Raw genomic sequence first — 26,779 nt, 5'->3', positions numbered from 1 at the left:
CAAGGCTTCGTCAATCATGCGGGCCAACCTCTTGTCAATCATGGCACGAGGTGAGGAGGGGTTAACCAGGCTTTTTAAGGGGGAACGGACATCGCTCGGCTAGGCTCTCACCCAACGACCGGGAACAAAATCCCGGCGGGGAGACAGAGCTTTGAGGCGTCAAACACCAACAAGCGGAATCAATTCCGCCGGGTCGAGCTGCGCGTTGCGGCTCGACCCTCTTTCCCTTCCGCTCAGCTTCCACGCGCAGGACGCGCGCGCGGATGGCGGCATGCGGCAGGTCGAGCTTCATCGCGAACACGTCGTGCTGCGCCGTGCCGTTCTCGGCATGCGGATGGCGGTCAATGTTCGCGTCAGCGACTTTCTCGGCGTCGCGGTGCGCGGCATCGACGACGCGCAGATGCTGGTGCTTGTTCACCGCGATCCCGCGCTCAGCATTCCGCTCGGCTCCAGTTCGGATGCCGAGGAGATCAGCTCCGCCTGGCAGATGTGGAGCGACATCTTCCGTCTCCCGCAACTGACCGAGCCTGCGCCGCGGACGCCCTCCCCGCGCCGCCGTCGCCGCAACGCGATCCGCGCGCGGAGACCGAAATTCCTGGTCCGCCGCCGCGCCGGCGTCAGCCTCAACGGCACCAGCGTACATCGCGGCGAACGCGAGATCATCGCGCGGGATTGATCTGACCGTCTCGCTCCATTTGCCTCACAATCGGTGTCGTCCCGGCGAAGGCCGGGACCCATACGCCGCAGCAGATGTTGTTGACGGGACTCGTCGTTCCAGCGTCGCAAACAAGAAGCATTGGTGGTTATGGGTCCCGGCCTTCGCCGGGACGACGGCGAGTTTGTGGCGCGGCCGCCGAATCATGGGTTTGTACGCTTCGCTCCACCATCCTGCGAAGTCGTCACGCCGCGCGCAGCACCGCGTCGACGACGAGGCTCGCGAACAGGATCAAGCCGGCGTCGCGGTTGGACTTGAAGATGCGCAGGCAGAGCGCGCCATCGCTGATGTCGAGCCGCCGGACCTGCCAGGCGAGATGCAACCCAAACGCCGCCAGCCCGATCCAGGCCGGCCAGCGCGCCCCCGCGAGTGCGAACGCCACGCCGATCAAGAGCACGGCGAGACCATAGAAGATCACGAGCGCACGATGGGTGCGTGCACCGAACAGGCGCGCGGTGGATTTGACGCCGATGAGCGCATCATCCTCGGCGTCCTGATGGGCGTAGATGGTGTCGTAGGCGATCACCCAGGCGATCGATCCGGCGTAAAGCGCAATCGCGGCCAGATCGATGCGCTCGAGCGTCACCGCAAATCCCATCAGCGCGCCATAGGAGAAGGCAAGGCCGAGCACGACCTGCGGCCACCAGGTGATCCGCTTCATGAACGGGTAGATCGCGACGATCAGAAGCGAGGCGATGCCGGTCATCACCGCGAAGCGGTTGAACTGCAGCAGCACGAGAAGCCCGATCAGCGCCTGCAGGACCATGAAGACCACCGCCTGCGTCACCGTGACCTGGCCGGCCGGGATCGGCCGCGACCGCGTGCGTTCGACCTTGGCGTCGAGATCGCGATCGGTGATGTCGTTCCAGGTGCAGCCGGCACCGCGCATCACAAAGGCGCCGATGAAAAACAGCAGGACCACGAGCGGCAGCGAACGCACATCATGCGCGACGCCGGCGGCAAGCGCCGCCGACCACCAGCACGGCATCAACAATAGCCAGGAGCCGATCGGCCGGTCGTAGCGCGCAAGCCGCAGATAGGGCCGCGTCCAGACCGGCGCATGGGTATCCACCCAGTTGCCTGTGGAGTCGGCAACGCGGGTGGAGACATCGCTCATGGGTGATCCCTCAACGGGTGAGGACGTTGCCGTTCAGCGTATCGAAGGTGCTGCCGCCCTTCTTGGTCGGCGTCGCTTCCGGCAGCGAGGCGGACGAACCGAGTACGTCGCTCAAGCTCGGCCCCGCTGGCCCACGCGGCTGCGCCGCCGCCTGCTCCGCGACATTGCAGACCTTCTTCAGCAGCGCTTCGGTATTCTTGTGTCCGGCCTTGAGCTGGTCGGCGATCTGCGGCGGAATTCCGCACTTCTGTGCGTTGGTGTCGACATATTTGATCATCTTGATCTCGGCCTGGCTGTAATTGCCGATCAGCTTGCAGGCCTCCTGGGGGCTGGCGTGGCGATCGCTCGCCGCCTTGATCGCCTTGCCGCGCTTCTCCGCATCCTCGCGCAGCGGCGTGAAATTCTTCATGCAGGCGTCGGCGGCACCACCACCACCCGCACCCGGCGGGGGCGGCGACGACAGCCCGCCGCCGGCGATGGGGGCCGCGCCACTGCTCGGAAATGCCGACGGCGTGGCACCGACCCTGGCCGCCAGCGCGCCGTTGACCGGCGGGAATGCGGAATCCGAGGCGGTTCCGGCCTGGCTTGGACGCATGCCATTGACCGGCGGAAACGCGGGGTCGGACGCGGTGCCGGCCTTACCGGCCTGATTGGGCAACGGGGCCGGAAAGGCGCTCTGCGCAGCGGCTTGCCCCACGGACAGGGCGGTCGCGGCAACGGTCAGCACGATCAGACGGCGGATCATCGAGGGTGTTTCTCCGGCAAAAGGTCCAGGCAACCCCAGCGCAACAAAAACGAAGCAACGAATTTTGGGGGCGTTTTACGATTCCTGTGAGGCCTTAACAACCCGTGGATTTGGGCGACAGCGCGGCGTAGGGCCACACCGGCCATATTAAATTGTTCCCCGATTCTAAGCCTTTAGGCTACGAACGGCGGTAAAATGGACCATCAAATTTGCCTGAACAGGATTTTCGGTAAGGCCCCGGTTTGGATTCATGGGCCGACGCCGCGGGCGACCGAACAGCAAAAGGGACCGCGTGCAAGCGGCCCCTTGGACTAAAGAAATGACTTGGTGACAGAAGCAATATATCGACGCTCAATATTACCTGGCTGGCGAGTTCCTGAGGAGTCCGCGGGATTACGGTGTCGCGCAGTTTGGTAAACTGGCCACACCGCCCTGAAGCCGCCTCGGATATGCCTGAACTCGATTTCCGCAGCCCCCGCCTGTTTGTCGACGCCCCGCTCGGCGCCGGCGCAACCGTTCCGCTCGAACGCGATCAGAGCAACTATCTCGGCAACGTGCTGCGGCTCGGCGCCGGCGACAGCGTGCTGGTGTTCAACGGGCGTGACGGCGAATGGCGCGCCGAGATTTCCGGCCGCAAGCGGGCCGACATGCTGACGGTCGCGGCACAGACCCGCGCGCAGGACCGCCTGCCCGACGTCACCTATGTGTTCGCGCCGCTGAAGCATGCGCGGCTCGACTACATGGTGCAGAAGGCGGTCGAGATGGGCGCCGCGCGGCTGGTGCCGGTGCTGACACGCTTCACCCAGGTGTCGCGGGTCAACGGCGAGCGGATGCGCGCCAATGTGGTCGAGGCGGCCGAGCAATGCGGGATCATCTCGCTCGCCGAAGTCGCCGACCCCCTGCCCCTCGAACGTTTCCTGGCGGGCCGCGACCCGGCGCGGCTGCTGGTGTTCTGCGACGAGGCGGCCGAGGTCGAAAGCCCGGTGCAGGCGCTGGCGGCGGCATCGGCTGCGAACGCCGGGATCGATGTCCTGATCGGCCCGGAAGGCGGCTTTGCCGAGGAGGAGCGCGCGCTGCTGCTGCGCCAGCCCGCCATCCTCCGCCTCGCCCTCGGCCCGCGCATCCTGCGCGCCGACACCGCCGCGGTCGCCGCGCTGGCGCTGGTACAGGCGGCACTGGGGGACTGGCGAGGAAATGGGCCACGCACTCCCTCCCCGTCATCCTGAGGTGCGAGCCTCTTCGGCGAGCCTCGAAGGATGCACAGCCCGGCTGGTGGCCGTCGATCCTTCGAGGCTCGCTGCGCTCGCGCCTCCAGCGACAAAGGCGAAGCCTTTGCGCCGGGATGACGGAACCTGCAGCTCGTTTGCCCGATGAAAGCCGAGGACAAACATCTGCCCCTAGCCAAGTCGTCGCAAAATCGTTAACGAACCCAATCATTAAGCCACTTGGCCGATCCCTGTCGAAAGCATGGGCCGACCGTGCTAAGGGCTCCGCAAACACCACTCATGGAACCCGCTCTGGAACGCGATTTCGGAGCGAATTGGACGTCGAGATGACCGAAGCTGCCGCACCACGATCCGCCGCCGGATCCGCCGTTTGGGCGGATGCGCTGCTGGCCTCGTTCGCGCAGGCCGGCTATCAGAGGTCCGAGCCCGCGATCCTGCAGCCGGCCGAGCCGTTCCTCGATCTCTCCGGCGAGGACATCCGCAAGAGCCTTTACCTGACGACCGACCCGAGCGGCGAGGAGCTCTGCCTGCGCCCGGACCTCACGATCCCGGTGGCACGCGATTACCTCGCCTCCGCCCGCGCGGGCCAGCCGGCCGGCTTCAGCTATCTCGGCCCCGTGTTCCGCTATCGCGGCGGTGCGCCGAGCCAGTTCCTGCAGGCCGGCATCGAATCGTTCGGGCGGCAGGATCGCGCCGCGGCCGACGCCGAGATGCTGGCGCTGGCGCTGGAGGCGACCACGGCGTTCGGGTTGAAGGACGTCGAGATCCGCACCGGCGACGTCGCGCTGTTCAACGCGCTGATCGATGCGCTCGACCTCTATCCGGTGTGGCGGCGCCGGCTGATCAAGGACTTCAACCGCAAGGTCTCGCTGACCGACGACATCGAGCAGCTGACGCTCAAGACCGCGCCGGGCCGCAACGAATATGAGGGCGTGCTCGCCGCGCTGGCCGGCTCCGACCGCAAGGCGGCGCTGGCGCTGGTCACCGATCTGATGTCGATCGCCGGCACCACCAATGTAGGCGGCCGCACGGTGGCCGAGATCGCCGACCGTTTCCTCGAGCAATCGACGCTGAAGGGCGGCGCACTGCCGCGCGATGCGGTCGCGACCATCAAGCGCTTCCTGGCGATTGCGGGCGATCCCGACGACGCGGTCGCGCAATTGCGCGCGCTGGCTGGCGAGGCCAAGCTGAACCTTGCCGCTGCGATCGACCAGCTCGAGAGCCGGATCGGCTTCATGGCCGCGCGCGGCATCGACATCCGAAAGACCCGGTTCTCCACCGCCTTCGGCCGCGGCCTCGACTATTACACCGGCTTCGAGTTCGAGCTGCACGCCAAGGGCAACGGCGCCGAACCGCTGGTCGCCGGCGGGCGCTATGACGGGCTGATGACGCAGCTCGGCTCGGCGGCTCCGATCCCCGCGGTCGGCTTCTCGGTCTGGATCGAGGCGATGACCCGGCATGGCCAGGCCACCTCCTTCGGAGCCGCCCAATGAGCACGCCCTTCGTCGTCGCCGTGCCCTCCAAGGGGCGGCTGCAGGAAAACGCCGAAAGCTTCTTCGCCCGCGCCGGGCTGACCTTGTCGAAGGCCGGCGGCGCCCGCGACTATCGCGGCACCATCGCCGGCGTCGACAATGTCGAGATCGCCTATCTCTCGGCGAGCGAGATCGCGGCCAATCTGGCTCGCGGCTCAGTGCATCTCGGTGTCACCGGCGAGGACCTGGTGCGCGAGAGCATTCCCGATGCCGACAAGCGCGTGCTGATGATCGAAGGCCTCGGCTTCGGCTTTGCCAATGTCGTGGTCGCGGTGCCGCAGGCCTGGATCGACGTCCGCACCATGGCCGATCTCGACGACGTCGCATCGGGCTTCCGCGAGCAGCACAATCACCGCATGCGGGTGGCGACCAAATACATCAATCTGACGCGCGGCTTCTTTGCCAAACACGGCGTCGGCGACTACCGCATCGTCGAGAGCGCCGGCGCCACCGAGGGCGCGCCCGCCGCCGGAACCGCCGAGCTGATCGTCGATATCACGACCACCGGGGCGACGCTTGCCGCCAACGGGCTCAAGGTGCTCGACGACGGCGTCATGCTGCGCAGCCAGGCCAATCTGGTGGCGTCCAAGGATGCCGACTGGTCGAAGGGCGCCCGCGAGACCGCGCGCGTGATCCTCGACCATATCGCTGCGCGCGCCCGCGCCAGCAAGTATCGCGAGGTCCGCACCCGCTTCGCCGGCTGCAACGATGCGCTGCTCTCCGAGGCGCGTAACCGTTTCGGCGTGGTCACCCCGTTCGGCGGCCCGACCTCGTCGGGCATGCTTACGCTGCACTGCCCACCGGGCAAGCTCTACGCGCTCGGCAGCTTCCTGCGCGAGCACGGCGCCGAAACCGTGTCGGTGGTGTCGCTGGACTATGTGTTCGACCGCGAGAACCCGCTGTTCGCCAGGCTCGAGGCGTTCCTGCGACAATGAGGCGGCCACGCCGTTCATGTTGGCGACAGCTACCCTGCGGTACCATATTGTGTTCGAGGGATCTCTCGTTTTGACGCGGTGTCTTCGTGCGAGGCGGAAGGCCATTTCGCTCGAAAACGCTCTAGTTCTGGAACCTGACCGATGATGCTGGGCTCTGACGTTTCCAGCCTGACCACGACCGCCAAGACCGCCGCCGGGCAGGGTCTGTCGATCGTCGTGCCCGTCTACAACGAGGCGGCCGGGCTTGCTGCGTTGCATGAGCGGCTGATCAACCTCGCCAAGACGCTGCGCGCCCGCTATGGCCTCGCCTGCGAGGTGATCTATGTCGATGACGGCAGCGCGGACAACACGCTGATGATCGCGCGCGGCCTGCCCGCCGACGGGCTCGACCTGCAGGTGGTGTCGCTGTCGCGCAATTTCGGCAAGGAGGCGGCGCTGATGGCCGGCCTCGACCACGCCCGCCGCGGCGCGGTGCTGTTCATGGATGGCGACGGCCAGCATCCGCCGACGCTGGTGGAGCAACTGGTCGCGCACTGGATCGATGACGGCTATGACGTGGTCTACACGGCGAAGGCGCATCGCGACAATGAATCGGCCGCGCGGCGGCTGGCCGTGCGCGGCTTCTACGCGCTGATCAACTGGGGCGCCCGGCAGCAGATCCCGGAGGATGCCGGCGACTTCCGTCTGCTGTCGCCGCGCGCGGCCGCGGCGCTGCGGCAATTGCCGGAGCGCAACCGCTTCTTCAAGGGCCTCGCCAGCTGGATCGGCTTCCGGCAGATCCGCGTCGACTACGAGCCGGCGCCGCGCGCGCATGGCGTCACCACCTTCAATGCCGGCCGGCTGATCGGTCTGTCGATCGAGGGCCTGACCTCGTTCTCGGTGGCGCCGCTGCGCTTCGCAAGCCTGCTCGGCGCGCTGCTCGCCGGCGTGGCGTTCCTGTTCGGCCTCTCGATCCTGTGGGAAGTGCTGACCACCGGCAAGCAGGTCCCCGGCTATCCGTCGCTGATGATCGGCATGATGACGATCGGCGGCGTGCAGCTGATCATGATCGGCATCGTCGGCGAATATATCGGCAAGATCCTCTCCGAGCTGAAGGCGCGGCCGATCTACTTCGTCGCCGAGCACACCGAGAAGCACGCCGACGGCGGCGCGGCGCAAAATGCCTCCGAGCGGACCGCCGCGGAATGAACACCGATACGCCGCGCCGGATCTGGCTGTGTGCTGACGATTATGGCTTGAGCGACGGCGTCAACCGCGCGATCCGCGACCTGATCGAGCGCGGCCGCCTCAATGCGACGTCGGTGATGACGGTGACGCCGGCGATCGGCCGCGATGCGGCCAGCGCACTCACGGCGTCGGTGGCGAACAGCCCGCGCTGCGCGATCGGGCTGCATGTGACGCTGACCGCGCCGTTCCGGCCGCTGACGATGCATTTCCGCCCGCTCGACAGCGACATGTTCCTGCCCTTCCCGCGGCTGCTGCGCGCCGGGCTGATGCATCGGCTCGACGCCGAACTGGTCCATGCCGAGGTGCTGGCGCAGCTCGACGCCTTCCATGATCTGTTCGGCCGCGCACCCGACTTCGTCGACGGTCATCAGCACGCGCAGCTGTTCCCGCAGGTGCGCGACGGCTTCCTGCGCGCCGTGAAGGAGCGCGCGCCGGGCGCCTGGGTGCGGCAGTGCGGCCGCGAAGGCCCGCTGGCGCGCCAGCTGGCGGCGCCGAAAGCGCTGGTGCTGAACGTGCTCAGCACGCAGTTCCGGATCAAGGCGCAGCGAGCAGGCCTGCGGTTCAATCCGGCCTTCGCCGGCGCCTATGATTTTACGCGCGGCAATGATTTCGCGGCGCTGATGCAGGGCTTCCTCGACGGCATGCCCGAGGACGGACTCGTGATGTGCCATCCCGGTTTCGTCGACGAAACGCTGAAGAGCCTCGACCCGCTGACGACGCAGCGCGAGACCGAACATGCCTATCTGGCAGGCGTCGATTTCCCCGCGCTGCTGGCCCTGAATAAAGTTACACTGGCCTGACAAGGCTCATAGGAATCCGCCGGTCGTATTGTCGCATACATAAATTTAATTCTGGCCCCCACTCCTTGCGCCACAAACCCCGTCCTACATCTCGGACGCGCCGATTCGATCGACGCGATGGAGAACGCCATGACACCGCAAGAACGCCAACTGATCGACGATCTCTTCGACCGGCTCGCCAAGCTGGAGAATGCCCCGCGCGACGGCGAGGCCATGTCCGCGATCATGCAGGGCCTGCGCAGCGCGCCGAATGCGGTCTACGCGCTGGTGCAGACCGCGCTGGTGCAGGACGAGGCGCTGAAGCGCGCCCATGACCGGATTCAGGAACTCGAGGCCGCGGTCGGCCAGCAGCAGGGAGCCCAGCAGCAGGGCGGCGGTTTCCTCGATTCGATGCGCGATGCGATCTTCGGCGGACAGGGCCAGCAGCATGGTTCGGTGCCGCCGGTGCGGGCGCCCGACATGGGCGGCCGCGATCCTGGCAGCCGCCCGGTCTGGAACTCGGGCCAGGCGATGCAGCAGGCCGGCGGCGGCTATGGCCAGCCTTACGGCCAGCCCGCGCAACCCTACGGCCAAGGCTATGGCGGCCCGCAGCCGCCGGCGCTCGGCGGCGCGCCGGGCGGCGGTGGCGGCTCGTTCCTCGGCACGGCGGCGGCGGCCGCGGCCGGCGTGGTCGGCGGCGGACTGTTGCTCTCCAGCATCCGCGGCGTGATGGGTGGCGGCAGCCACCAGTCGATGGCCGATGCCGGCGGCCTCGGCGGCGGTTCGCGTCCCTGGGGCGGCGACCAGTCGTCGAGCGACCTCGCGCGCGACGCCGGGGTCAACGACATCGGCTCCAACCGCGACAGCGGCTCGCGCGCCGGCGCGTTCGACCAAGCGCAGGCCGACCGGGACAGTGACGATGATCAAGACGCCGACGACTTCGACAATGATGACGACGGCTTCGACGGCGGCGGAGATGGTGACGACAGCAATTACGCGTAAGCGTCTCACCTGAAACACAAACGGCCGCTCCATCGAGCGGCCGTTTTATTTTGATCGATCGGGACTACAACTTCACATCACAACGACCCTGGCGCCGACATTGACGCGGCCGTAGAGGTCGATGACGTCCTCGTTGCGCATCCGGATGCAGCCGGACGAGACGTTGGTGCCGATCGTCCAGGGCTCGTTGGAGCCGTGGATGCGATAGAGCGAGGAGCCAAGATACATCGCGCGGGCGCCGAGCGGATTTTCCGGGCCGCCTTCCATGTGCCGCGGCAGATCGGGACGGCGCGCCAGCATTTCCGGCGGCGGCGTCCAGGCCGGCCACTCCTTCTTGGCCGAGATCGTCTTGACGCCGGCCCAGGTGAAGCCGGGCCGGCCGACGCCGATGCCGTAGCGCAGCGCGCGGCCGTCGCCCTGCACCAGATAGAGAAACTTGTTCGGCGTATCGACGACGATGGTGCCGGCGCTTTCCTTGCCGCTATAGTCGACCAGTTGCTTCTCGTATCTCGGATCGAACGGACGCTGCGCCGGATCGCCCGCGGCCTCTTCCTGCTGCCGGAGCATCTGCTGCTGCGGATCCATCGGCGGCAGCTGACGGTTGCCGTAATAGCCAGGCTGCTGCTGATACGGCTGTGGCGAATAACCCTGCGACGACGGCGCATCGCCGAACAGGAATTCGATGAAGCCGCCGCCCATGTTGGAGCGCTGCGGCTGCACATAGGCGGTGCGCATCGGCGGCTGCGGAGCGCCCTGATTGGCATAGATGACGGCGGGCCCGGCGGGCGCTGCCGCGTCGATCGCCATGGCGTGATGGGGAACGGCAATAAGAGAAGACGCGCCGGCGAGCAGCGCAAGCGTGGTTTTCCTGAACATCGACGTACTCTGTACTGGTTTCGTCGTGACGTGATGCGCGCGGCGCCGACTTTGCGCCGTTGCACGTGGTCAATAAGCAATGAAAACCGCATCGGTTTGGTAAACGGATCGGCCGTTTCGATTCACCACATCGGCAATGGAGCGCGGTTTTCCCTGACAGCGTTTATTTTGCGTGAACGGCGTGGCGACATGGTTAATCGCCGGTATCGCCGCGCTTGCGCGCTATCCGCGCAAACAGTTCCGGCGTGAACCTGACGTTAAATCCGCTCTGTCTAGAACGGACTTCAGTGAAGGGGCGGGAATGAAAATCATGTCAGTGAAGCGCAAGCGTTTTCGTGTCGAGCAGGCGATGGGCGAGGTTGTGATGCCGGAGCCGGATGTTACGGGCGGCGCCGATCTCGGTCCGATGCATCGCGAGATCATGGCCGAGCTTCGCTCGATCCGCGCCCAGATGGCCGCAGCCCCGGCACAGCGCACCGGCGACAGCGTCGATGCGGCGGTCGCCCGCGAAGTCGCCGAGACCCACGCGCTGCTCGAGACCTACCGTGCGCAGGTCGAACAGTGTGAGAAGCTCAAGGTCGAGCTCGACCTGATCCACGACGCGATCAGCCGCACCAAGCGCGAGATCGCCGTGCTGCATGGCAAGAGCTTCAACGGCGAGGAGATGGCCAAGGTCAATGGCGAGCTCGGCGCCGTGGTCGGCGGCACCGAACAGGCCACCCAGCAGATCCTCGAGGCGGTGGAGGCGATCGACCAGGCCGCGTCCGCGCTCGCCAACAACGTCACGCCCGACCAGCAGAAGCGGCTCAGCGAAGATATTCAGGAGCGCGTGGTCTCGATCTTCGAGGCCTGCAACTTCCAGGACCTCACCGGCCAGCGCATCAGCAAGGTGATGCAGACGATGAAGTTCATCGAACAGCACATCAACGAGATGATGAACATCTGGGGCGGCGTCGACGCGATCAAGTCGCACGTCCCGGCGATCGTCGACACCCGCGAGGGCGATGCCCGCCTGCTCAACGGTCCGAAGCTCGACGGCGACGCCGGCCACGCCTCACAGGACGACATCGACGCGATGTTCAACTGAGGTTTCTCAGATCAGCACGAAAAACGCCGGCCCTCGGGCCGGCGTTCTTGTTTGAGCGAGCCCACCCAGTAGAGGTCACCAGACACAGCGCCGTGCTCGTGCTGCCGTTGCGCCGGCTTCACGCACAGACGTACGGCCGCGCGCGGGCGTTGATCTACGTCAATCCGATCCATGCCTTGCTGCTCATTATGTTGGGCCGCGCCTGAAGCGGCGCACCATCTTTTGGCCCGCCCGCGATGAGGAGGATCACCATGCGTCGGACGAACATTTTTCCAACCAAGTCAGTGACGGTTGCGGGAATAGCGGCGAGCCTGATGTTGGGGTTTGCAGGCGCCGCTCTCAGTCCAGCACCGGCCAACGCCGTGATTTACTGCACGTATGTCGGTTATCCGGCAGGCTGCGTGGCGCGGGCAGGCGTTGTGCTCAGGCCTCGTCCGGTGGCGCGCGCTGCGGTCCGCCACAATGCGGGCGGCAATTTGAATGGCGGCGTCAATCGGGTTGGCGTGCGGCGATAAGGCCGTGTTTGCGGGTCTCCTTCCCTTCTCCCCTTGTGGGAGAAGGTGGCGCGGATGCAATCCGCGCCAGATGAGGGGTTGTCGCCGCCTACTCAAATCTCGAAAGGGTCACTCGCGGAGGGAGACCCCTCACCCGGATTGCATCTGACGATGCAATCCGACCTCTCCCACAAGGGGAGAGGTGCACCGACTATGCGGCGCTTTGTCGGAAGATCGCTCGAAGTCCCGCCGTTACGCCCTCGGGGCGCAGCGGACGTAGACCATGTTGCCGTAGCGGACCCCGGCGTCCTTGTCGACGAAGCGGGTGATCATGACGCGGCCATCGAACGAGACGATCTCGCGGTCCTGCTCGCCGGGCGTCGGTCCAGGCGGGCCGATATAGTTCTTGCCACTCGGGGAACCCTTCAGCCGCAGTTCCTGCGGGGTGGCCTGGTCGGCCAGATGCATGATGACGCCGCCGTTCTGGCCGGCGCCGATCACGTAAGGCTGCTTGCACTGGCCGCGCGCGGCGGCCTCGGTGCGGGCGCGATCGGCGGGATTCTGGAACGAGGCGAGACCCCAGCGGCCGACGATCTCATCGGCGCGGATGCTTGCGGGCATTTCGGGGGCGACCCCCGGCTCGGCTGGCGCCGGCTCAGGGTTCGACGACAACGACGGCAGGCTCATGCTGCCGCACGCCCCCAAGAGTGTCGTCAGCGCCGAAACAGCCGCGAACCGTGCGACCAATCGCGCGTTGAATGACCTGATCATATGCATCCCCCGACTATGTCCCGGCCGCACCCGTCCTGCAGCCAAGCGTAAAACTTAAGACGGAGCAATGACGTCTGACAAAATTACGTCATCGCTACGATTTGGTTTCTGGTCCACCATCCTATATTGGCCTCACCAAGGCCTTAACCCGTTTGCTTGACAGAAACTGCGCCAGGCCATATTTCCCGGCCCACAATTAGCACTCTCGCACCACGATTGCTAAGAGCGTCGGGCGTCCTGCCCAGCGCCGACCGGGCCGGCATCCAACGCCGGTCCCGATGAACCGGACCTGAAACCGAGCCTCCAAGAGGGAACGTCATGGCTAAATCCACCTTCCGCCCCCTGCACGACCGCGTCGTGGTCAAGCGTATCGATGCCGAGGAGAAATCCAAGGGCGGCATCATCATTCCGGACTCGGCGAAGGAGAAGCCGTCCCAGGGCGAGATCGTCGCCGTCGGCCCGGGTGGCCGCGACGAGGCCGGCAAGCTGATCCCGATCGACCTCAAGGTCGGCGACCGCGTGCTGTTCGGCAAATGGTCGGGCACCGAGGTCAAGCTCGACAACCAGGAACTCCTGATCATGAAGGAGTCCGACATCATGGGCGTGCTGGCGTAAGCGCCACGACCAATTCGAGAGCGCCCACTCTCTCCGCCGTCATTCCCGGACCTGATCCGGGCATCCATCAATCTTCGCAAGATTCTCGCAAGGACGATGGATTGCCGGGTCATCTGGCACGAAGACGCACTTCGTGCTTTTGCCCGGCAATGACGAGCGCAGATGCCGGGCGACCGCATCCAATCATTCCAGGAGTTCAAATCAATGGCTGCCAAGGACGTAAAATTCGCCGGAGAGGCCCGCGACCGCATGCTGCGCGGTGTCGACGTGCTCGCCAACGCCGTGAAGGTGACGCTCGGCCCCAAGGGCCGCAACGTCGTCATCGAGAAGAGCTTCGGCGCTCCCCGCATCACCAAGGACGGCGTCACCGTCGCCAAGGAGATCGAGCTCGACGACAAGTTCGAGAACATGGGCGCGCAGATGCTGCGCGAGGTCGCTTCCAAGACCAACGATACCGCCGGTGACGGCACCACCACCGCGACCGTGCTGGCGCAGGCCATCGTCCGCGAGGGCGCCAAGTCGGTCGCCGCCGGCATGAACCCGATGGACCTCAAGCGCGGTATCGACACCGCGGTCGCGGCCGTGATCAAGGACATCGAGAAGCGCGCCAAGCCGGTCGCCTCCTCGTCCGAAGTCGCCCAGGTCGGCACCATCTCGGCCAATGGCGATGCCGCGATCGGCAAGATGATCGCGCAGGCGATGCAGAAGGTCGGCAACGAGGGCGTGATCACCGTCGAGGAGAACAAGTCGCTCGAGACCGAGGTCGATATCGTCGAGGGCATGAAGTTCGACCGCGGCTACCTCAGCCCCTACTTCATCACCAACGCCGAGAAGATGACCGCCGAGCTCGAGGATGCCTACATCCTGCTGCACGAGAAGAAGCTGTCCGGCCTGCAGTCCATGCTGCCGGTGCTGGAAGCCGTGGTGCAGTCGGGCCGTCCGCTCTTGATCCTCGCCGAGGACGTCGAGGGCGAGGCGCTGGCGACCCTGGTCGTCAACCGCCTGCGCGGCGGGCTCAAGGTCGCCGCCGTCAAGGCGCCGGGCTTCGGCGATCGCCGCAAGGCGATGCTGGAGGACATCGCGATCCTGACCGGCGGTCAGCTGATCTCCGACGACCTCGGCATGAAGCTCGAGAGCGTCACGATCAACATGCTCGGCCGCGCCGGCAAGATCGTGATCGACAAGGAGAACACCACGATCGTCAAGGGCGCCGGCAAGAAGAAGGACATCGACGCCCGCGTTGGCCAGATCAAGGCGCAGATCGAGGAGACCACCTCGGACTACGACCGTGAGAAGCTGCAGGAGCGCCTCGCCAAGCTCGCCGGCGGCGTTGCGGTGATCAAGGTCGGCGGTGCGACCGAGGTCGAGGTCAAGGAGAAGAAGGACCGTGTCGAGGACGCGCTGAACGCGACCCGCGCCGCGGTGCAGGAAGGCATCGTGCCGGGCGGCGGCGTCGCGCTGCTGCGCGCCAAGAAGGCGGTCGGCCGGCTCACCAACCCGAATGCTGACGTCCAGGCCGGCATCAACATCGTGCTCAAGGCGCTCGAAGCTCCGGTCCGCCAGATCTCGGAGAACGCCGGTGTCGAGGGCTCGATCGTGGTCGGCAAGATCCTCGAGAACAAGTCGGAGACCTTCGGCTTCGACGCGCAGACCGAGGACTATGTCGACATGGTCGACAAGGGCATCATCGACCCCGCCAAGGTGGTGCGCACCGCCTTGCAGGACGCCTCCTCCGTGGCCGGCCTGCTCGTGACCACCGAAGCCATGGTCGCCGAACTGCCGAAGGACGCGGCGCCGGCAATGCCGGGCGGCGGTGGCGGCATGGGTGGAATGGGCGGCATGGGCGGCTTCTAAGCCTCCCCCATCCCTATCGAGATCGAAGGCCGCCTCCGGGCGGCCTTCTTTTTTGCAGTTTGATTACGATCGGGATGCAAGGATCATCTGATGTCCCGCGACGCCAAATCACTGACGTCAACGCTCGTGCTGTTCTACGCGATCGGCGCACTGCTTGCGCTCGGCGCCTATGCCCTGGACAGCCTCGATGATCTTGCGGTCGTCTTGACGTTCTGGCTCAGGCAAACGCTGACGTTTGTCGTCCTCGGCGCGGGTTATGGCGTCTATTACGTCATTTCGGGTTCTGCCGGTCATCGTCCAAAAGCGCCGTTGCGATTTCTGGACATCTCGTTTCTGGCCGCTGCTTCCACGCTTGGGGTTGGCATCCTCGTGCACAGCTGAGCGATCCTTGATGCGACGGCCTGACAGTCCGTTACGCCACGCAGATGTCCGGCACCGCCACCTTCTGGAACAGGTGCGGCGAGGCTACCGCCGAGGCCGGATAGGCCGAGAGCTTGGCCCTGAACTCGGGGTTCATGAAAGCGGCGCGAAGGCGGCGGTCGATTCCCAGACCGCGTAGTTCAGATAGGCCGGGCTCTCGCCGAGCGCGCGGTGCAGCTGGGTCGAGATGAAGCCCGGCTGCCGCTTCATGATGGCGGCGTCGTCCTGCCAGGCCTTGAGAAACGTGTCCTCGTCGGCCGCATCGAGCGTGAAGAGGTTGATGAGCACGACGTTGCTGGCATCGACCGCGAGCTGGCGGTCGATCGGGAAAGCGGGGTCCAGGGGGCGCATCTGCGGCATGGTTGGCTCCGTTCGATATGGCGTTACCATGTCATTCCGTACTGATGGATACATGCAGAAATTGACATTATGATGTCAATACGTTTATATGGTGACAAATGCCGAATGCAAAACGAACGCCGGCGGGCGAAGCCCTGAGCACCCTGATTCCCGACCTGTTCAGGCTCAACAGCCTGCTGTTCACATCAGGCGACCGGCTGGTGGCCGGGCTCGGGCTGACCAGCGCGCGCTGGCAGATCCTCGGCGCCATCGTCGCCACAGAGCGCCCGCAACCGGTCGCATGGCTGGCGCGCGACCTCGGCGCTGCCCGACAGAACGTGCAGCGGATCGTCAACGACCTCGAACGGGACGGGCTCGTCGCCTTCGAAACCAACCCGCATCACCGCCGCGCCCAGCACGTCGTGCTGACCGCCAAGGGGCGGCAAAGCTTCGACGCGGCCATGCGCCTGCAGCTGCCTTGGGTGAACGGCCTCGCCGACGGGCTGTCGATGAAGGACCTCGAAACCGTGAGCCGGGTCGTGACGGTGCTGCGCGGCCGACTGGAGGGCGGCGAGGAACCTGACGAACGCACATGACCGCGATAGCGGCGCGAGGCCGCCGTTAGGCGGCCTTCTTTTTTGGCCAATGACATGGAGGTTTGCTAGTTACGACGGAACCGATTCTGCCCTTCGAGGACTTATCGTATGCGCGCGCTCCCGCTCCTGCTGCTCGGTCTTGCCGTCACCTCGGCGCCTGCCCTCGCCCAGATGAAGCTGCAATCGAAGGCGGCTCCCGCCAATGGCCCCGAGACGCGCTATTTCACCTCGATCGACGGCCTGATGGACGGCAATGCCGACGTCGTGCTGAAGGAAACCCGCCAGGGCAAGACCGTGACCGCGGCCGTGCTCGACGTCTGCTATCCCGCCGACAAGAGCTCCGACCGCAAGGACCGCTTCGTCGCCAACCTGACCGTCAGCGGCCAGACGCTTTCCGGCACCGCCCAGAGCGTCGCCGACAAGCAGCCGGTCACCGTCAAACTGAACCGCAAGCAAACCGGCGACGGTTTTGAGTTCCGCGGCCAGATCACGATCGGCCAGACCGTGACCGAGGTCGCCTCGACGGACAATTCCGATCTCAGCGAGAAGGAATTCCAGGACAACCAGGCCACCGAGGACGGCATCACGCCGCAGCCGAAGGATTTCACTGACGTTTCGCCGGAATCGATCGGTGTGCGGGTGAAGCTCGATGCGGCGGCGGATTTCCTCAAGAGCCTGAAAGGCGAGGCCGTCGAGATCGGCACCTCCAGCCTTGCGGTGACCTGCGATGCGATGCGCTCCGGCGAGCAGACCATCAACCTCACCGTCGATCCCGAGCACGCCGGCGCGCTGCTCGCCAAGGCGAAATCCGCGCCCGGCGTGACCGCGGCCGGCTGGACCAGCGGGGTGGTCGAGATGGACCGCACCATCCGCTTTGCTGCCGCCGATTGGCGCGAGGGCGACAAACTCAACCATGACAAGCTGGCAACCGCGATCGCGGGCGTGCTGGCGAAGACGCTTGCCGCAAAGCCCGCCTCGGCGACGTGGAACGCGAACACCGGCAAGCTCAAGCTGGTGCTGAAGCGGCCCAGCGCGATTTACCCGGCACTCGGCCTCACCCAGAATTACGAGATCACTGCCCTGGTCTCGCCCGACAAGCCCGGCAGCTCTGACCGGCTGATGCTGTGGGTCTCGAGCCCCACCGTTTCGACATCGGACGACAGCGCCGGCGCCAAGCTCAATCTGTCCGACGATTCCAGCAGCGACGAGGAAGGCAGCGAGACCAGGGACGACAACGGCGCGATCGACGCGCTGCTCAAGGAGTTCAAGGGCCAGCGCTGGGACGCCGACAAGTCGGTGTGGCGGTAAGGCCGCCGCTGTCCTGAGTTAAGCCGCCTTCGTCTTCAGCGGCACGACGTTGTCGCGCACGGCCTTCGGGGTGGCGTCCGGACCGGACTGAAGCATCCCGTCGCTTCTGACGAACAATTCGGAACGAGGCTCGATCGCAGCGCGATCGAGCAGCGCCCGCAGCTCGTTACGAAGTCCGTCGCCGCGCAGCGCGGCGATCGCATCGAAGTTGCGCATGATGTTCTCCTGCGTGATCGCAATCAGATTCTCGCATTCGTCTTTCGCGAGCCACCCGCTTCCCGATTCCGCGACGACGCTCGAGAAGCCGTGCTAAGCGCCATATCGACACAGCGGAATCTCGTCTGAAACTCGATCGCTCGCCCGATCTGAAATCGGGTGGTGCGAGACACGCCTCCAAATGTTCACTGCGCGCATCGAGAGAGCGCCGGTCGCGATACTGGCAACGCGCAAATGGAGACGAAGAGATGTCAGAGGAAAACAAGAACGTCGTAGGCCGGTGGTTCAAGGAGTTCTGGGGCAACCCCTGGAATCCGCGCATCATCAACGAGCTCGCCACAGCAGACATTGTCGTGCACTACCCGATGCACGAACCGAAGAAGGGCCGCGCCGCGGTCACGCAGTTCATAACCGAATTTCGCGAAGCCTTTCCGGATCTCAATTTCTGGGGCGTCGGCGATCTCGTCGCGGAAGGTGATCTCGTCGTCGGCCGCTGGGAAGGCGGCGGTACGCACACGGGACCTGCGTTCAGCGACTTCCGCCTCGGCTCGTTGCCCGCGGCCTCCGGCCGCAAGATGACGTTCGCCGGCACCACCGTGCTGCGCGTGCAGGACGGACGGATCGCCGAAGAGTTCGGACAGGAAGATGCGATCACCGCCATGCTGCAGCTCGGCCTCATTCGTTTGCCCGAAAGCGACGGAGCCGCGTCGCGGCCGGGCGGCGAGCTGCCCGCCGGCTGGAACAACATGCCGGGATATCCGGAAGGGCCGCGCTGAGCACGGCCAGAGTGCATGGCTCCATCGACGATCGCATCATGACTACCCGAACGCGCTTGATGCGCGTTCGGGTAACGCAATCGATCGGCACGGTGAACTTGAAGGTCTCTAAGCCGCAGGCTTGCTGGAGGCACTCCAATATTGCTGCGCCGGCATCGTATCTCCCGATGCAGCGCCGGCGCGGTCTCGCGGCCGCAATTTGCGTCAAGACGGGAAGATCAGGCACGTCGTCGTGCCGTGGGCGAGCAGCCGGCCCTGCTCGTCGGTGACCTTGCCTTCGGCGGTGCCGATGCGACGGCCGCAATTGAGCACATTGCCTTCCGCCCTGATCGGACCGGTGTCGGGCGTGATCGGACGCACCAGCGAGATCTTGAACTCGAGCGTGGTCTGGCTGGTGCCGGCATCGAGCGTCGACTGCACCGCAAGCCCCATGCAGCTGTCGAGCAGCGTCGCGGTGAGGCCGCCATGCACGGTGCCCGCCGGATTGAGATGCGCGTCGGTCGGTACCAGCGTGACGACGACGCGGCCGCGCTCGGCTTCGGCGACGTCATAACCGAGTGTCCGCGCGATGGTGTTGAGCGGCAATGCGCCGCTGGCGAGACCCTGCACGAATGCGAGGCCGCTCATCTTAAGCTTCTGTTCCGCACTGACGGTGCCGTAGCTCTTGGCCATTGCCGATCTCCATCGGGGTTGATTGCATCGCGACGGTTGGCCGCTTGCCCCGCAGCGACGCGGCGGAGCGGCCGTAGAGTTTTGCGATTGCGGCATTCATGCGCCGCGCGCTGGAGAAGCCGGCGTGCTGCGCCACCAACGCAAGCGGCAGCTCGCTGCCGTCGATCAGGCGCTTGGCGCGCTGCACGCGCAGCGACAGCGCGACCTGGAGCGGCGAGGCATCGAGATGCTCGGCGAACAGACGCGACAGATGCCGCGCGCCGACGCCGAGCCGCCCCGCCAACGCTTCGACATTGCCGCGGTCGAGCGCGCCTTCCTCGATCAGCGCCAGGGCGCGCTCGACGGTGGTCCTGGTACCTTTCCAGGCCGGGCAGAACGGCGCCGCCTCGGGACGGCAGCGCAGGCAGGGCCGGAAGCCAGCACGCTCGGCCGACGCCGCGCTGCCATAGAACCGCACGTTGCGCGCGAGCGGCGTGCGCGCCCGGCAGACAGGGCGGCAATACACGCCGGTGGTCTTGACCGCGACGAACACGACGCCGTCCCAGGCCGGGTCGCGGCGCTGAAAGGCTGCATATTGTGCGGCGAAATCGAGCATGCGACCGCTATAGCCCCGCCCGCGCGCCGCGACGACCCGCTTTGCGGGGACGACGTCCGGAAACGACCGCTGGTGCGGAAGATACCCGGGCATCTACGGGGGCCTGCGACCAAAAGACTTCGTGCCGCCGCAGTTCGGTCACCGAAAATTAAGGCTCGATTTAGTTTCGAGGATCATGCTTTGCGCCATCGAACACAGGTCACGCCATGCAAGACCGCGAGCCGATCAACGCTGCGAGCATCTGGCCGACAGATGTGACGGAGGGTCATTCGCCGGCACAGACGGCGGACCTCTGGGATGTCACCGGCGAGAACCACGACGCCGCCCTGCTGCTGCGGGAGCCGTTTGCCGACCGCATCGGCACCGCGCTCTTGGCAGCGACCGCACTCGCTGCAAGCTTCGTGCTGGGATGGACCGGCGGAGCCAACTGGCACGACCTTGCAGCTCCCGCCCCGGTCCCGGTGGTCCAGAAGGAAGCGCCGGCCCCGCACATTGCGGAGGTGGCGCCGAGCCGAAAGAACGAGGGCCCGCGCCGGGCCGCGTCCAACGCCGACCCCGTCGTCACCGGCAGCATTCCGAGGACCGCGCCGGCCAGCCCGCGTCCGCTCGCCTTGGGCGCCGCGCCGACGACCTTGAATGCACAGGCCGCCGCATTGGGGCCGAAGCAGCCGCCGGCGGCGGCGCCGGAGACGCGGCCGAGCACCATTCCCGGATGGTCGGTGGTCGAAGTCCGCGACGGCACCGCCGTGCTCGAGGGGCCCGAGGGCGTCAAGATGGCCGCGCGCGGCGACGTCGTGCCCGGCCTCGGACGGGTCGATTCCATCGTGCGCTGGGGCAACCGCTGGATCGTCGCCACCGCAAGCGGACTGATCGCAACGCCCTGAGCGTTTTGTCTTGACGCGTTTCCTTGAACGCGAACCGCCGTCCGCTTCGCTTGACGCTTTAGTTGCTGTTGATCACGAAACGCAACGACTTGCTGCCGGTGAAGGTCACCTCGTCACCGTGCCGCCGCCAGCCCGTCATGTCGCCGAGCGCCGCCAGCAGATCCTTGTCCGCCTGCGCCCGCTCCGGCGTGCAGGTGCGGTTCTCCATCGCGCCGGGAACGAAGACGATGGTGTTGCCGGCCACCGAAAACTGGCCCTTGCCGCCGTCGCACCACAGCTCGAGGATCACCTCGCCATTGTCGCCGACCTCGATCGAGGGAATCCGCTTGGAGCCCGGCATGCGCGCGGCGTCGAGCGTCATCACGAAGCCGAACGGGAACTCCTCCTCGGCCCGCGCCGGACCCGCGCCGAGAGCCGCGGCAACCAGCGCCAACGCGGCGATGCCGCCGTTCAAACCTCGCCTCATCGAAACCATGCCAATCCTCGAAATGCGACGCGCAACTGCGGGCCCCTTCTATGGGAGCAGAACGCGATTGGCCAGATTGGCAACGCCGCAAAATGTGCTGGAAAAGCAAATCCCCGCGAGCTGTCCGCTCGCGGGGATTCCTGGTTCGCCAAATGCGTCGTGGCGCTATTTCAGCACCAGCATCGTGAACGGATAGACATAGGCCTGCAGGGTCACGAACAGACCGACCAGACACGCCAGCACGATCGAGTGCAGGAACACGTAGCGCAGGATCGAGCCCTCGTGGCCGTACCAGTTGGTCGCGGTCGAGGCGACCACGATCGATTGCGCGTCGATCATCTTGCCCATCACGCCGCCCGAGGAGTTCGCCGCCGCCATCAGGATCGGCGACAGGCCGAGCTGCTCGGAGGTGATCTTCTGCAGATTGCCGAACAGCACGTTCGACGCGGTATCCGATCCGGTCAGCGCCACGCCCAGCCAGCCGAGCAAGGTGCCGAAGAAGGGATAGAGCACGCCGGTCGCCGCGAAGGCGAGGCCGAGCGTGGCGTCGACGCCGGACAGCCGGGTCAGCGTGCCGATCGCCAGCATCGCCGAGATCGTGATCAGCGAGATCGCGCAGATGCGGATGGTGCGGCCATACTCGGCGATCAGCTTGAGCGGCGAGAAGCCCATCAACAGACCCGAGATGATCGCGGCGATCAGCATGCCGGTGCCGGTGAACGACAGGTAGGTGAAGCCGAACACGGCGCCTTCCGGCGTCGGCTTGGCGGCCACCGGCGGCACCTTGAAGATCAGCTTGTCGAGCTCGGGGACCGGATAGTTCCAGACGAAGTTGGCGTTCGCCCAGGCCTTGAAGGCACCGTTGCCCCAGATCAGCATCAGGATGCAGACGATGATCCACGGCAGCAGCGCGCTCCACATTTCGCCCTGGGTCAGCGGCGTCTTGTCGAGCGGAGGTGCGGCGGCCATCGTCGCCGCCGATTCATCGCGGCCGCGCAGCGCCGGCGACAGCCAGAGCTGCCGCGGCTGCCAGACCTTCAGGAACAGGATCAGGGCGCCCATCGAAATCAGCGAGGCGCCGATGTCGACGATCCAGGGATTGATGTAGTTCGAGATCACGAATTGCGGGACCGCAAACGACACGCCGGTGACCAGGATCGCTGGCCATACCTCCTTCATGCCGCGCCAGCCAGCAAACGCCCACACCACCCAGAACGGCACGATCAGCGAGAACAGCGGCAGCTGCCGGCCGACCATCGCGCCGAGGATGTAGGGGTCGAGCCCGGTGACCGAGGCGAGGCCCTGGATCGGCGTGCCGAGCGCACCGTAGGCAACGGGTGCCGTGTTGGCGATCAGCGACAGGCCGGACGCAGCGAGCGGCGAGAAGCCGAGCCCGATCAGCACCGCGCCGGTGATCGCGACCGGCGTGCCGAACCCGGAGGCGCCCTCGAAGAAGGCGCCGAACGAGAACGCGATCAACAGCAGCTGCAACCGCCGGTCCTCGGTGACGCCGCCGACCGCGCGCTTGAGCAGCTCGAACTTCCCGCACCTCACCGTGACCTGGTAGAGGAAGATGACGTTGAGCACGATCCAGCCGATCGGGAAGAACCCGGTGATCACGCCGAGCAGGGTGGCGCGGATCGACATGTTGGCCGGCATGGTGAAGACGAAGATCGTGATCAGGTTGGTCACGATCACGGCGATGATGGCCGCAATGTGCGCCTTCACCTTGCCGCTGGCGATCAGGACCAGCAGCGTGACCACGGGAATGGCGGCCGCGACCGTCGACAGCGCCGCATTGCCCAGCGGGTTGTAAATTTGATTCCAGGTGTTCATCTCGGGATCCTCCCCACATTTTTATGCAGCGCGCCGGCCTGCATGCGGGCAGGCGCGACTGGTGCGATTGCGGGAGTCCGTCGGAAAAGCTGCAGCCCCGGCTCGCGAATGAACGATCGGTAAGGATCGCTCACATCCTCGCGAAAAATCGAAGGTCCCCCGCCCCTCGCCGTTGTCCTCATGCTAGGATTGACTCGATTGCCGGGACAAGCCAACGCTTGCATGCCAGAACTACGACTTTAGTCGAGGACTACCCCGATTGTCCCGATTCTTCAGGCCTTTGCGGCCCCTTCCCCGGAGACGATAATCTGTGAACAACATTCGCTCGACGCTCGCGACGGTGTGGCGCATCGCCTCGCCTTATTTCAACTCCGAGGACAAATGGGCCGGCCGGGGGCTGCTTGCGGCGGTCATCGCGATCGAACTGGCGATCGTGGGCATCAACGTTCTGATCACGCAGTGGAACAACCGCTTCTACAACGCGCTGCAGGAACGCAATTGGGATTCCTTCGTCAGCGAGATCATCTATTTCTGCGTCGTCGTCGCGTTCTTCATCCTGCTGGCGGTCTACCAGCTCTACCTCAATCAATGGCTGCAGATCCGCTGGCGGCAATGGATGACCACACACTATCTCGGGGACTGGCTGCATCAGGCCAAACACTACAGGATGCAGCTGCAGGGCGACGCGGCCGACAACCCCGACCAGCGCATGACCGACGACGTCAAGCTGTTCGTCGACCGCACGCTCACGCTCGGCCTCGGCCTGTTGAGCTCGGTCGTCACGCTGGCGTCTTTTCTCACCCTGCTGTGGGGCCTTTCCAATGAGGCGCCGCTGCATTTGTTCGGCACGGAATATTCAATTCCCGGCTACCTTGTCTGGTGCGCGCTGATCTACTCGGTGCTCGGCACCGTGCTGACCCATCTGATCGGCTGGCCGCTGGTCGGCATCGATTTCAAGCAGCAGCAATATGAAGCCGATTTCCGCTTCAACCTGGTGCGCGTGCGGGAAAACTCCGAGCAGATCGCGCTGCTGCAGGGCGAACCGGCCGAGCGCGAGCGCCTGCGCGTTCGCTTCGGACGCGTGGTGGAGAACTGGATCGCCCTGATGAACCGGACCAAGAAGATCACCGCGTTCACGGCGAGCTATAATCAGGCCTCGGTGATCTTCCCCTATGTGCTGGTGGCGCCGGCCTACTTTGCGCAAAAGATCCAGCTCGGCGGCATGATGCAGACCGCATCGGCGTTTTCGAACGTCCAGGGCGCGTTCTCGTACTTCGTCAGCATCTATCGTCAACTGGCCGAATGGCAGGCCGTGGTGAACCGCCTCGATGGATTCGAGGCAGGGATCGCGGCGGCATCAAACCTCGCCAAGCGCGACGACCGAATTCATGTCACGGCGACGCCGGGCGACGGCGCCGTCAGCCTAGAAAACCTAGTGCTGCGGCTGCCGGACGGCACGCCGCTGCTGAACGCGGACCGGTTCGGCTTCCGCAAGGGCGAGCGCACGCTGATGACCGGCCCCTCCGGCGCCGGCAAGTCGACGCTATTCCGCGCGATCGCCGGCATCTGGCCGTTCGGCGACGGCGCGATCGAGATCCCGGCCAATGCCAGCCTGATGATGCTGCCGCAACGTCCCTATCTGCCGATCGGCTCGCTGCATGACGCCGTCGTCTATCCGGGCGAGGCCAGGCAATTCGATGCGGGACGGGTCCGCGAGGTTCTCACCGCCGTCGGACTGCCGCAGCTTGCGTCGCGGCTCGAGGAACAGGCGCACTGGAACCGGATGCTGTCGCTCGGCGAGCAGCAGCGGCTCGGCATCGCGCGGGCGCTGCTGCATGCGCCGCAGTTCCTGTTCCTCGACGAGGCGACGGCCTCGCTCGACGAGCCGGCGGAAGCCGCGCTGTACAGGCTGGTTGCCGAGAAGCTGCCCGGCACCACGGTGGTTTCGATCGGCCACCGCTCGACGCTCGACACCTTCCATCAGCGCAATGTCACGCTGGTCCGCGACGGCGACCGCTTCATCCTGCGCGACGCGGTCAAGGTCGCCGCGTCGTAAACGGCATTAGGGGTCAGCCGCGGCCACGGCTTGCCGCTGACCCCGGCGGGGGCAGCCCACAGGTCTCGCGAGCGCCTTTAGCTATTGTCCGCCTTGTGCCGATCAGACCTGGCCGGCCAAAAACAAAAGGGCGGCAGATTGCTCTGCCGCCCCTCGATCCCCGGAGGAGAGATTACTTCAGGTTGGACATCGCGGTCAGGTCGACCGAGAGCTTGGCGATGCCGGCCGCGCCGCACCAGTTGGAGCTCGTGCCACCCGGATTGATCGGGGTGACGGCAGTGGTTCCGCCCGCGGTGAAGTCGCTGGTGAAGGCGCTGCAATCACCCTTCGACATGTCGGTGTCGGAGTAGCGCAGATCGAGCGTGAACACCTTGTAGGTGAAGCCGATGCCGATGTTCCAGGTGTTGTAGTCGGCATACTTGATGCCGTTCGGAAACGCCGGGACGCCGTAGAAGCTGTCGGAGGTGCCGAGCCACTGCCGGCCGAACTCACCCGACACGTACATGCCGACGCCGCTGCTGCCGAACACGGTGCTCGGCGCAGTGTACTTGCCGATGATCGAGGAGTAGTTGCCCCAGGCGCCGGTGTTGAGGAAGTTCGGCGAGTAGTATTCGTTGATGGTGAACGCCCAGTTGTCGTTGATGGTCCAGGTCGCCTTGCCATAGACTTCGAAGAACGAGACGTCCTTCTTCATGACGGCGAGGTTGGTGAGGGTGTTGGCCTGGCAGTCGGCGCTCAGCGGATTGCCGGCGAAGTCGGCCACCGCACCGCCGCCGTAGTAGCAGGTCCCGCCCGGATACAGGTAACCCCAGACACCGATGTCGAAGGCGAAGGCGCCGAAGGTCGGGCGGATACCGCCGTAGACGTCGACTTCAGCCGCGGCGCGGTTGGCGAAGGAGATGCTTTCGGTCGACGTACCAACGTAGAGCTGCAGGTCCTTGCTGACGTTGTAGCGCGGCTCGAAATAGGCGGTGACCGACGGATTGTGGTTGGACTGGGTGACGCCGCGGAAGATGTAGTCGCTCATGATGCCGGCGCCAAAGGCGATGTCCCAAGGATCGAAGGGAGCCGGCGGCGGCGCCTTGACGGCCTTCACCGCCATGTCAGCTGCCATTGCCGAGCTCGAAATCATTGCTAGCGCCGTTGCTAACAAAGCCAGTTTCTTCATGACGATCCCCATCTACCTGTTCAGACAGCCCAGCTCCGGTGGCCCCCCAGGGCGCGCGATAACGGACTGCAACTAAATCGCGTGTGGCCAATCTGAGGCTCATGCACGGTACCGTGAAGCCAAAAAGACATGCATGTGCCGCCTTTTTAGGCGTTCTAGCCATCTTGCCGCATGTTGACTTGCGGGTGTTGCATTTGCACCACAATACCGCTGCTCTCGCACCGGTTGAACGTGTCCATCCGGACCGGGAAACGGCAACAGCCGGCTCGGCGGAAGAGCATCGGCGCGAATCGCCGTGCCCGTAAAAGCACGGATTGTCGTCGCACCTACGGAAGAAGCCGCAGCGTGGCGCGCTGCGGCTTCGATCAGTTGAACCTCGGCAATGTGGCAGCGGCCTAGAGCATTTTCGGTTCTGATTGAATCAGAACCGAAGCTCTAGATTCTTGTTTTGACGCGTTTTCTTCACGCGAAC

At 65.4% G+C, this 26,779-nt stretch carries 27 protein-coding genes and 1 pseudogene; 17 read left to right on the top strand and 11 right to left on the bottom strand.

Annotated features, from left to right (window positions below):
* Positions 1-151: 151 nt before the first annotated feature.
* Positions 152-676: a DUF6101 family protein gene (locus tag Q2M23_RS10620; protein ID WP_310879647.1), complete on the top strand. Its 525-nt coding sequence runs from the start codon at positions 152-154 to the stop codon at positions 674-676.
* 223 nt (positions 677-899) lie between these two features.
* Here Q2M23_RS10620 and ubiA read toward each other — a convergent pair whose 3' ends face one another.
* Positions 900-1,832 (bottom strand): 4-hydroxybenzoate octaprenyltransferase, encoded by a 933-nt coding sequence (gene ubiA / locus Q2M23_RS10615; RefSeq protein ID WP_316395506.1) that lies wholly within the window; start codon positions 1,830-1,832, stop codon positions 900-902.
* Positions 1,833-1,842: 10 nt separating this feature from the next.
* Positions 1,843-2,577, bottom strand: coding sequence for a hypothetical protein (locus tag Q2M23_RS10610; RefSeq protein WP_316395505.1), 735 nt, complete (start codon positions 2,575-2,577; stop codon positions 1,843-1,845).
* A gap of 449 nt (positions 2,578-3,026) precedes the next feature.
* Here Q2M23_RS10610 and Q2M23_RS10605 point away from each other — a divergent pair, with 449 nt between their 5' ends.
* The 6 genes from Q2M23_RS10605 (at position 3,027) to Q2M23_RS10580 (ending at position 9,278) form a co-directional block, all read left to right on the top strand.
* Positions 3,027-3,803 carry a 16S rRNA (uracil(1498)-N(3))-methyltransferase gene (locus Q2M23_RS10605; protein WP_316395504.1) on the top strand — a complete coding sequence of 259 codons (777 nt, stop codon included), beginning with the start codon at positions 3,027-3,029 and terminating at the stop codon, positions 3,801-3,803.
* A gap of 326 nt (positions 3,804-4,129) precedes the next feature.
* Positions 4,130-5,296, top strand: coding sequence for an ATP phosphoribosyltransferase regulatory subunit (locus tag Q2M23_RS10600; protein WP_316395503.1), 1,167 nt, complete (start codon positions 4,130-4,132; stop codon positions 5,294-5,296).
* The gene (gene hisG, locus Q2M23_RS10595) at positions 5,293-6,270 is read left to right on the top strand and encodes an ATP phosphoribosyltransferase (RefSeq protein WP_316395502.1); all 978 of its coding nucleotides are present in this window, start codon (positions 5,293-5,295) and stop codon (positions 6,268-6,270) included. Before Q2M23_RS10600 ends, hisG begins: the two co-directional genes overlap by 4 nt.
* Positions 6,271-6,411: 141 nt before the next feature.
* Complete coding sequence (locus Q2M23_RS10590; protein ID WP_316395501.1) at positions 6,412-7,458, top strand: glycosyltransferase family 2 protein; 1,047 nt, start codon at positions 6,412-6,414, stop codon at positions 7,456-7,458.
* A complete protein-coding gene (locus Q2M23_RS10585; protein ID WP_168856543.1) occupies positions 7,455-8,297 on the top strand; it encodes a ChbG/HpnK family deacetylase in 843 nt (280 codons plus the stop codon). Before Q2M23_RS10590 ends, Q2M23_RS10585 begins: the two co-directional genes overlap by 4 nt.
* A gap of 129 nt (positions 8,298-8,426) precedes the next feature.
* On the top strand, positions 8,427-9,278 hold the full coding sequence (locus Q2M23_RS10580) for a DUF2076 domain-containing protein (RefSeq protein ID WP_316395500.1): 852 nt from the start codon (positions 8,427-8,429) through the stop codon (positions 9,276-9,278).
* A 72-nt stretch (positions 9,279-9,350) separates the two neighbouring features.
* Here Q2M23_RS10580 and Q2M23_RS10575 read toward each other — a convergent pair whose 3' ends face one another.
* Positions 9,351-10,154, bottom strand: a complete 804-nt coding sequence (locus Q2M23_RS10575; protein WP_076827521.1) for a L,D-transpeptidase — start codon at positions 10,152-10,154, stop codon at positions 9,351-9,353.
* 310 nt (positions 10,155-10,464) lie between these two features.
* Here Q2M23_RS10575 and Q2M23_RS10570 point away from each other — a divergent pair, with 310 nt between their 5' ends.
* Positions 10,465-11,241 carry a protein phosphatase CheZ gene (locus Q2M23_RS10570; RefSeq protein ID WP_076827745.1) on the top strand — a complete coding sequence of 259 codons (777 nt, stop codon included), beginning with the start codon at positions 10,465-10,467 and terminating at the stop codon, positions 11,239-11,241.
* Between the two features lie 236 nt (positions 11,242-11,477).
* Positions 11,478-11,756, top strand: coding sequence for a hypothetical protein (locus Q2M23_RS10565; RefSeq protein ID WP_141339615.1), 279 nt, complete (start codon positions 11,478-11,480; stop codon positions 11,754-11,756).
* 231 nt (positions 11,757-11,987) lie between these two features.
* Here the strand turns inward: Q2M23_RS10565 and Q2M23_RS10560 are convergent, their stop codons facing one another.
* On the bottom strand, positions 11,988-12,506 hold the full coding sequence (locus Q2M23_RS10560) for a hypothetical protein (RefSeq protein ID WP_026192247.1): 519 nt from the start codon (positions 12,504-12,506) through the stop codon (positions 11,988-11,990).
* A gap of 318 nt (positions 12,507-12,824) precedes the next feature.
* Here Q2M23_RS10560 and Q2M23_RS10555 point away from each other — a divergent pair, with 318 nt between their 5' ends.
* The 3 genes from Q2M23_RS10555 to Q2M23_RS10545 all read left to right on the top strand — a co-directional run bounded on the left by Q2M23_RS10555 (position 12,825) and on the right by Q2M23_RS10545 (position 15,356).
* Entirely contained in the window at positions 12,825-13,121 is a 297-nt protein-coding gene (locus Q2M23_RS10555; protein WP_018269780.1) for a co-chaperone GroES, read from the top strand.
* A gap of 204 nt (positions 13,122-13,325) precedes the next feature.
* Positions 13,326-14,975, top strand: coding sequence for a chaperonin GroEL (gene groL / locus Q2M23_RS10550; protein ID WP_316395499.1), 1,650 nt, complete (start codon positions 13,326-13,328; stop codon positions 14,973-14,975).
* 90 nt (positions 14,976-15,065) lie between these two features.
* Positions 15,066-15,356: a hypothetical protein gene (locus Q2M23_RS10545; RefSeq protein ID WP_253624923.1), complete on the top strand. Its 291-nt coding sequence runs from the start codon at positions 15,066-15,068 to the stop codon at positions 15,354-15,356.
* Between the two features lie 31 nt (positions 15,357-15,387).
* Here the strand turns inward: Q2M23_RS10545 and Q2M23_RS10540 are convergent.
* A pseudogene (locus tag Q2M23_RS10540) lies at positions 15,388-15,755 on the bottom strand (antibiotic biosynthesis monooxygenase family protein).
* A gap of 98 nt (positions 15,756-15,853) precedes the next feature.
* Between Q2M23_RS10540 and Q2M23_RS10535 the strand changes: the two are divergent.
* Both Q2M23_RS10535 and Q2M23_RS10530 read left to right on the top strand, forming a co-directional pair.
* Positions 15,854-16,330, top strand: coding sequence for a MarR family winged helix-turn-helix transcriptional regulator (locus Q2M23_RS10535; RefSeq protein WP_316395498.1), 477 nt, complete (start codon positions 15,854-15,856; stop codon positions 16,328-16,330).
* A gap of 108 nt (positions 16,331-16,438) precedes the next feature.
* Positions 16,439-17,638 (top strand): hypothetical protein, encoded by a 1,200-nt coding sequence (locus Q2M23_RS10530; RefSeq protein ID WP_229192773.1) that lies wholly within the window; start codon positions 16,439-16,441, stop codon positions 17,636-17,638.
* Between the two features lie 18 nt (positions 17,639-17,656).
* Here Q2M23_RS10530 and Q2M23_RS10525 read toward each other — a convergent pair whose 3' ends face one another.
* Positions 17,657-17,854: a hypothetical protein gene (locus tag Q2M23_RS10525; protein ID WP_057018092.1), complete on the bottom strand. Its 198-nt coding sequence runs from the start codon at positions 17,852-17,854 to the stop codon at positions 17,657-17,659.
* A gap of 248 nt (positions 17,855-18,102) precedes the next feature.
* On the opposite strand from Q2M23_RS10525, the gene Q2M23_RS10520 reads away from it, so the two are divergent.
* On the top strand, positions 18,103-18,630 hold the full coding sequence (locus Q2M23_RS10520) for an ester cyclase (RefSeq protein WP_316395497.1): 528 nt from the start codon (positions 18,103-18,105) through the stop codon (positions 18,628-18,630).
* Positions 18,631-18,834: 204 nt separating this feature from the next.
* Here Q2M23_RS10520 and Q2M23_RS10515 read toward each other — a convergent pair whose 3' ends face one another.
* Together Q2M23_RS10515 and Q2M23_RS10510 are read right to left on the bottom strand one after the other, a co-directional pair.
* Entirely contained in the window at positions 18,835-19,302 is a 468-nt protein-coding gene (locus Q2M23_RS10515; protein ID WP_316395496.1) for a PaaI family thioesterase, read from the bottom strand.
* The gene (locus tag Q2M23_RS10510) at positions 19,259-19,897 is read right to left on the bottom strand and encodes a bifunctional transcriptional activator/DNA repair enzyme AdaA (protein ID WP_316395576.1); all 639 of its coding nucleotides are present in this window, start codon (positions 19,895-19,897) and stop codon (positions 19,259-19,261) included. Before Q2M23_RS10510 ends, Q2M23_RS10515 begins: the two co-directional genes overlap by 44 nt.
* Positions 19,898-20,103: 206 nt before the next feature.
* Here Q2M23_RS10510 and Q2M23_RS10505 point away from each other — a divergent pair, with 206 nt between their 5' ends.
* A complete protein-coding gene (locus tag Q2M23_RS10505; protein WP_316395495.1) occupies positions 20,104-20,781 on the top strand; it encodes a hypothetical protein in 678 nt (225 codons plus the stop codon).
* 58 nt (positions 20,782-20,839) lie between these two features.
* On the opposite strand, the gene Q2M23_RS10500 is transcribed toward Q2M23_RS10505, so the two are convergent.
* On the bottom strand, positions 20,840-21,256 hold the full coding sequence (locus Q2M23_RS10500) for an META domain-containing protein (protein ID WP_076827544.1): 417 nt from the start codon (positions 21,254-21,256) through the stop codon (positions 20,840-20,842).
* A 156-nt stretch (positions 21,257-21,412) separates the two neighbouring features.
* A complete protein-coding gene (locus Q2M23_RS10495; RefSeq protein WP_038380167.1) occupies positions 21,413-23,083 on the bottom strand; it encodes an L-lactate permease in 1,671 nt (556 codons plus the stop codon).
* A gap of 310 nt (positions 23,084-23,393) precedes the next feature.
* Here Q2M23_RS10495 and Q2M23_RS10490 point away from each other — a divergent pair, with 310 nt between their 5' ends.
* The gene (locus Q2M23_RS10490) at positions 23,394-25,139 is read left to right on the top strand and encodes an ABC transporter ATP-binding protein/permease (RefSeq protein ID WP_316395494.1); all 1,746 of its coding nucleotides are present in this window, start codon (positions 23,394-23,396) and stop codon (positions 25,137-25,139) included.
* 172 nt (positions 25,140-25,311) lie between these two features.
* Here the strand turns inward: Q2M23_RS10490 and Q2M23_RS10485 are convergent, their stop codons facing one another.
* Entirely contained in the window at positions 25,312-26,307 is a 996-nt protein-coding gene (locus Q2M23_RS10485; protein WP_057018099.1) for a TorF family putative porin, read from the bottom strand.
* Between the last annotated feature and the right edge of the window lie 472 nt (positions 26,308-26,779).

It is taken from the genome of Bradyrhizobium sp. 33ap4 (assembly GCF_032654765.1).
GTDB classification, from domain to species: domain Bacteria; phylum Pseudomonadota; class Alphaproteobacteria; order Rhizobiales; family Xanthobacteraceae; genus Bradyrhizobium; species Bradyrhizobium australafricanum.
Note: the sequence above shows the minus strand (reverse complement) of the source record. Positions and strands in the feature narration are given on the sequence as shown.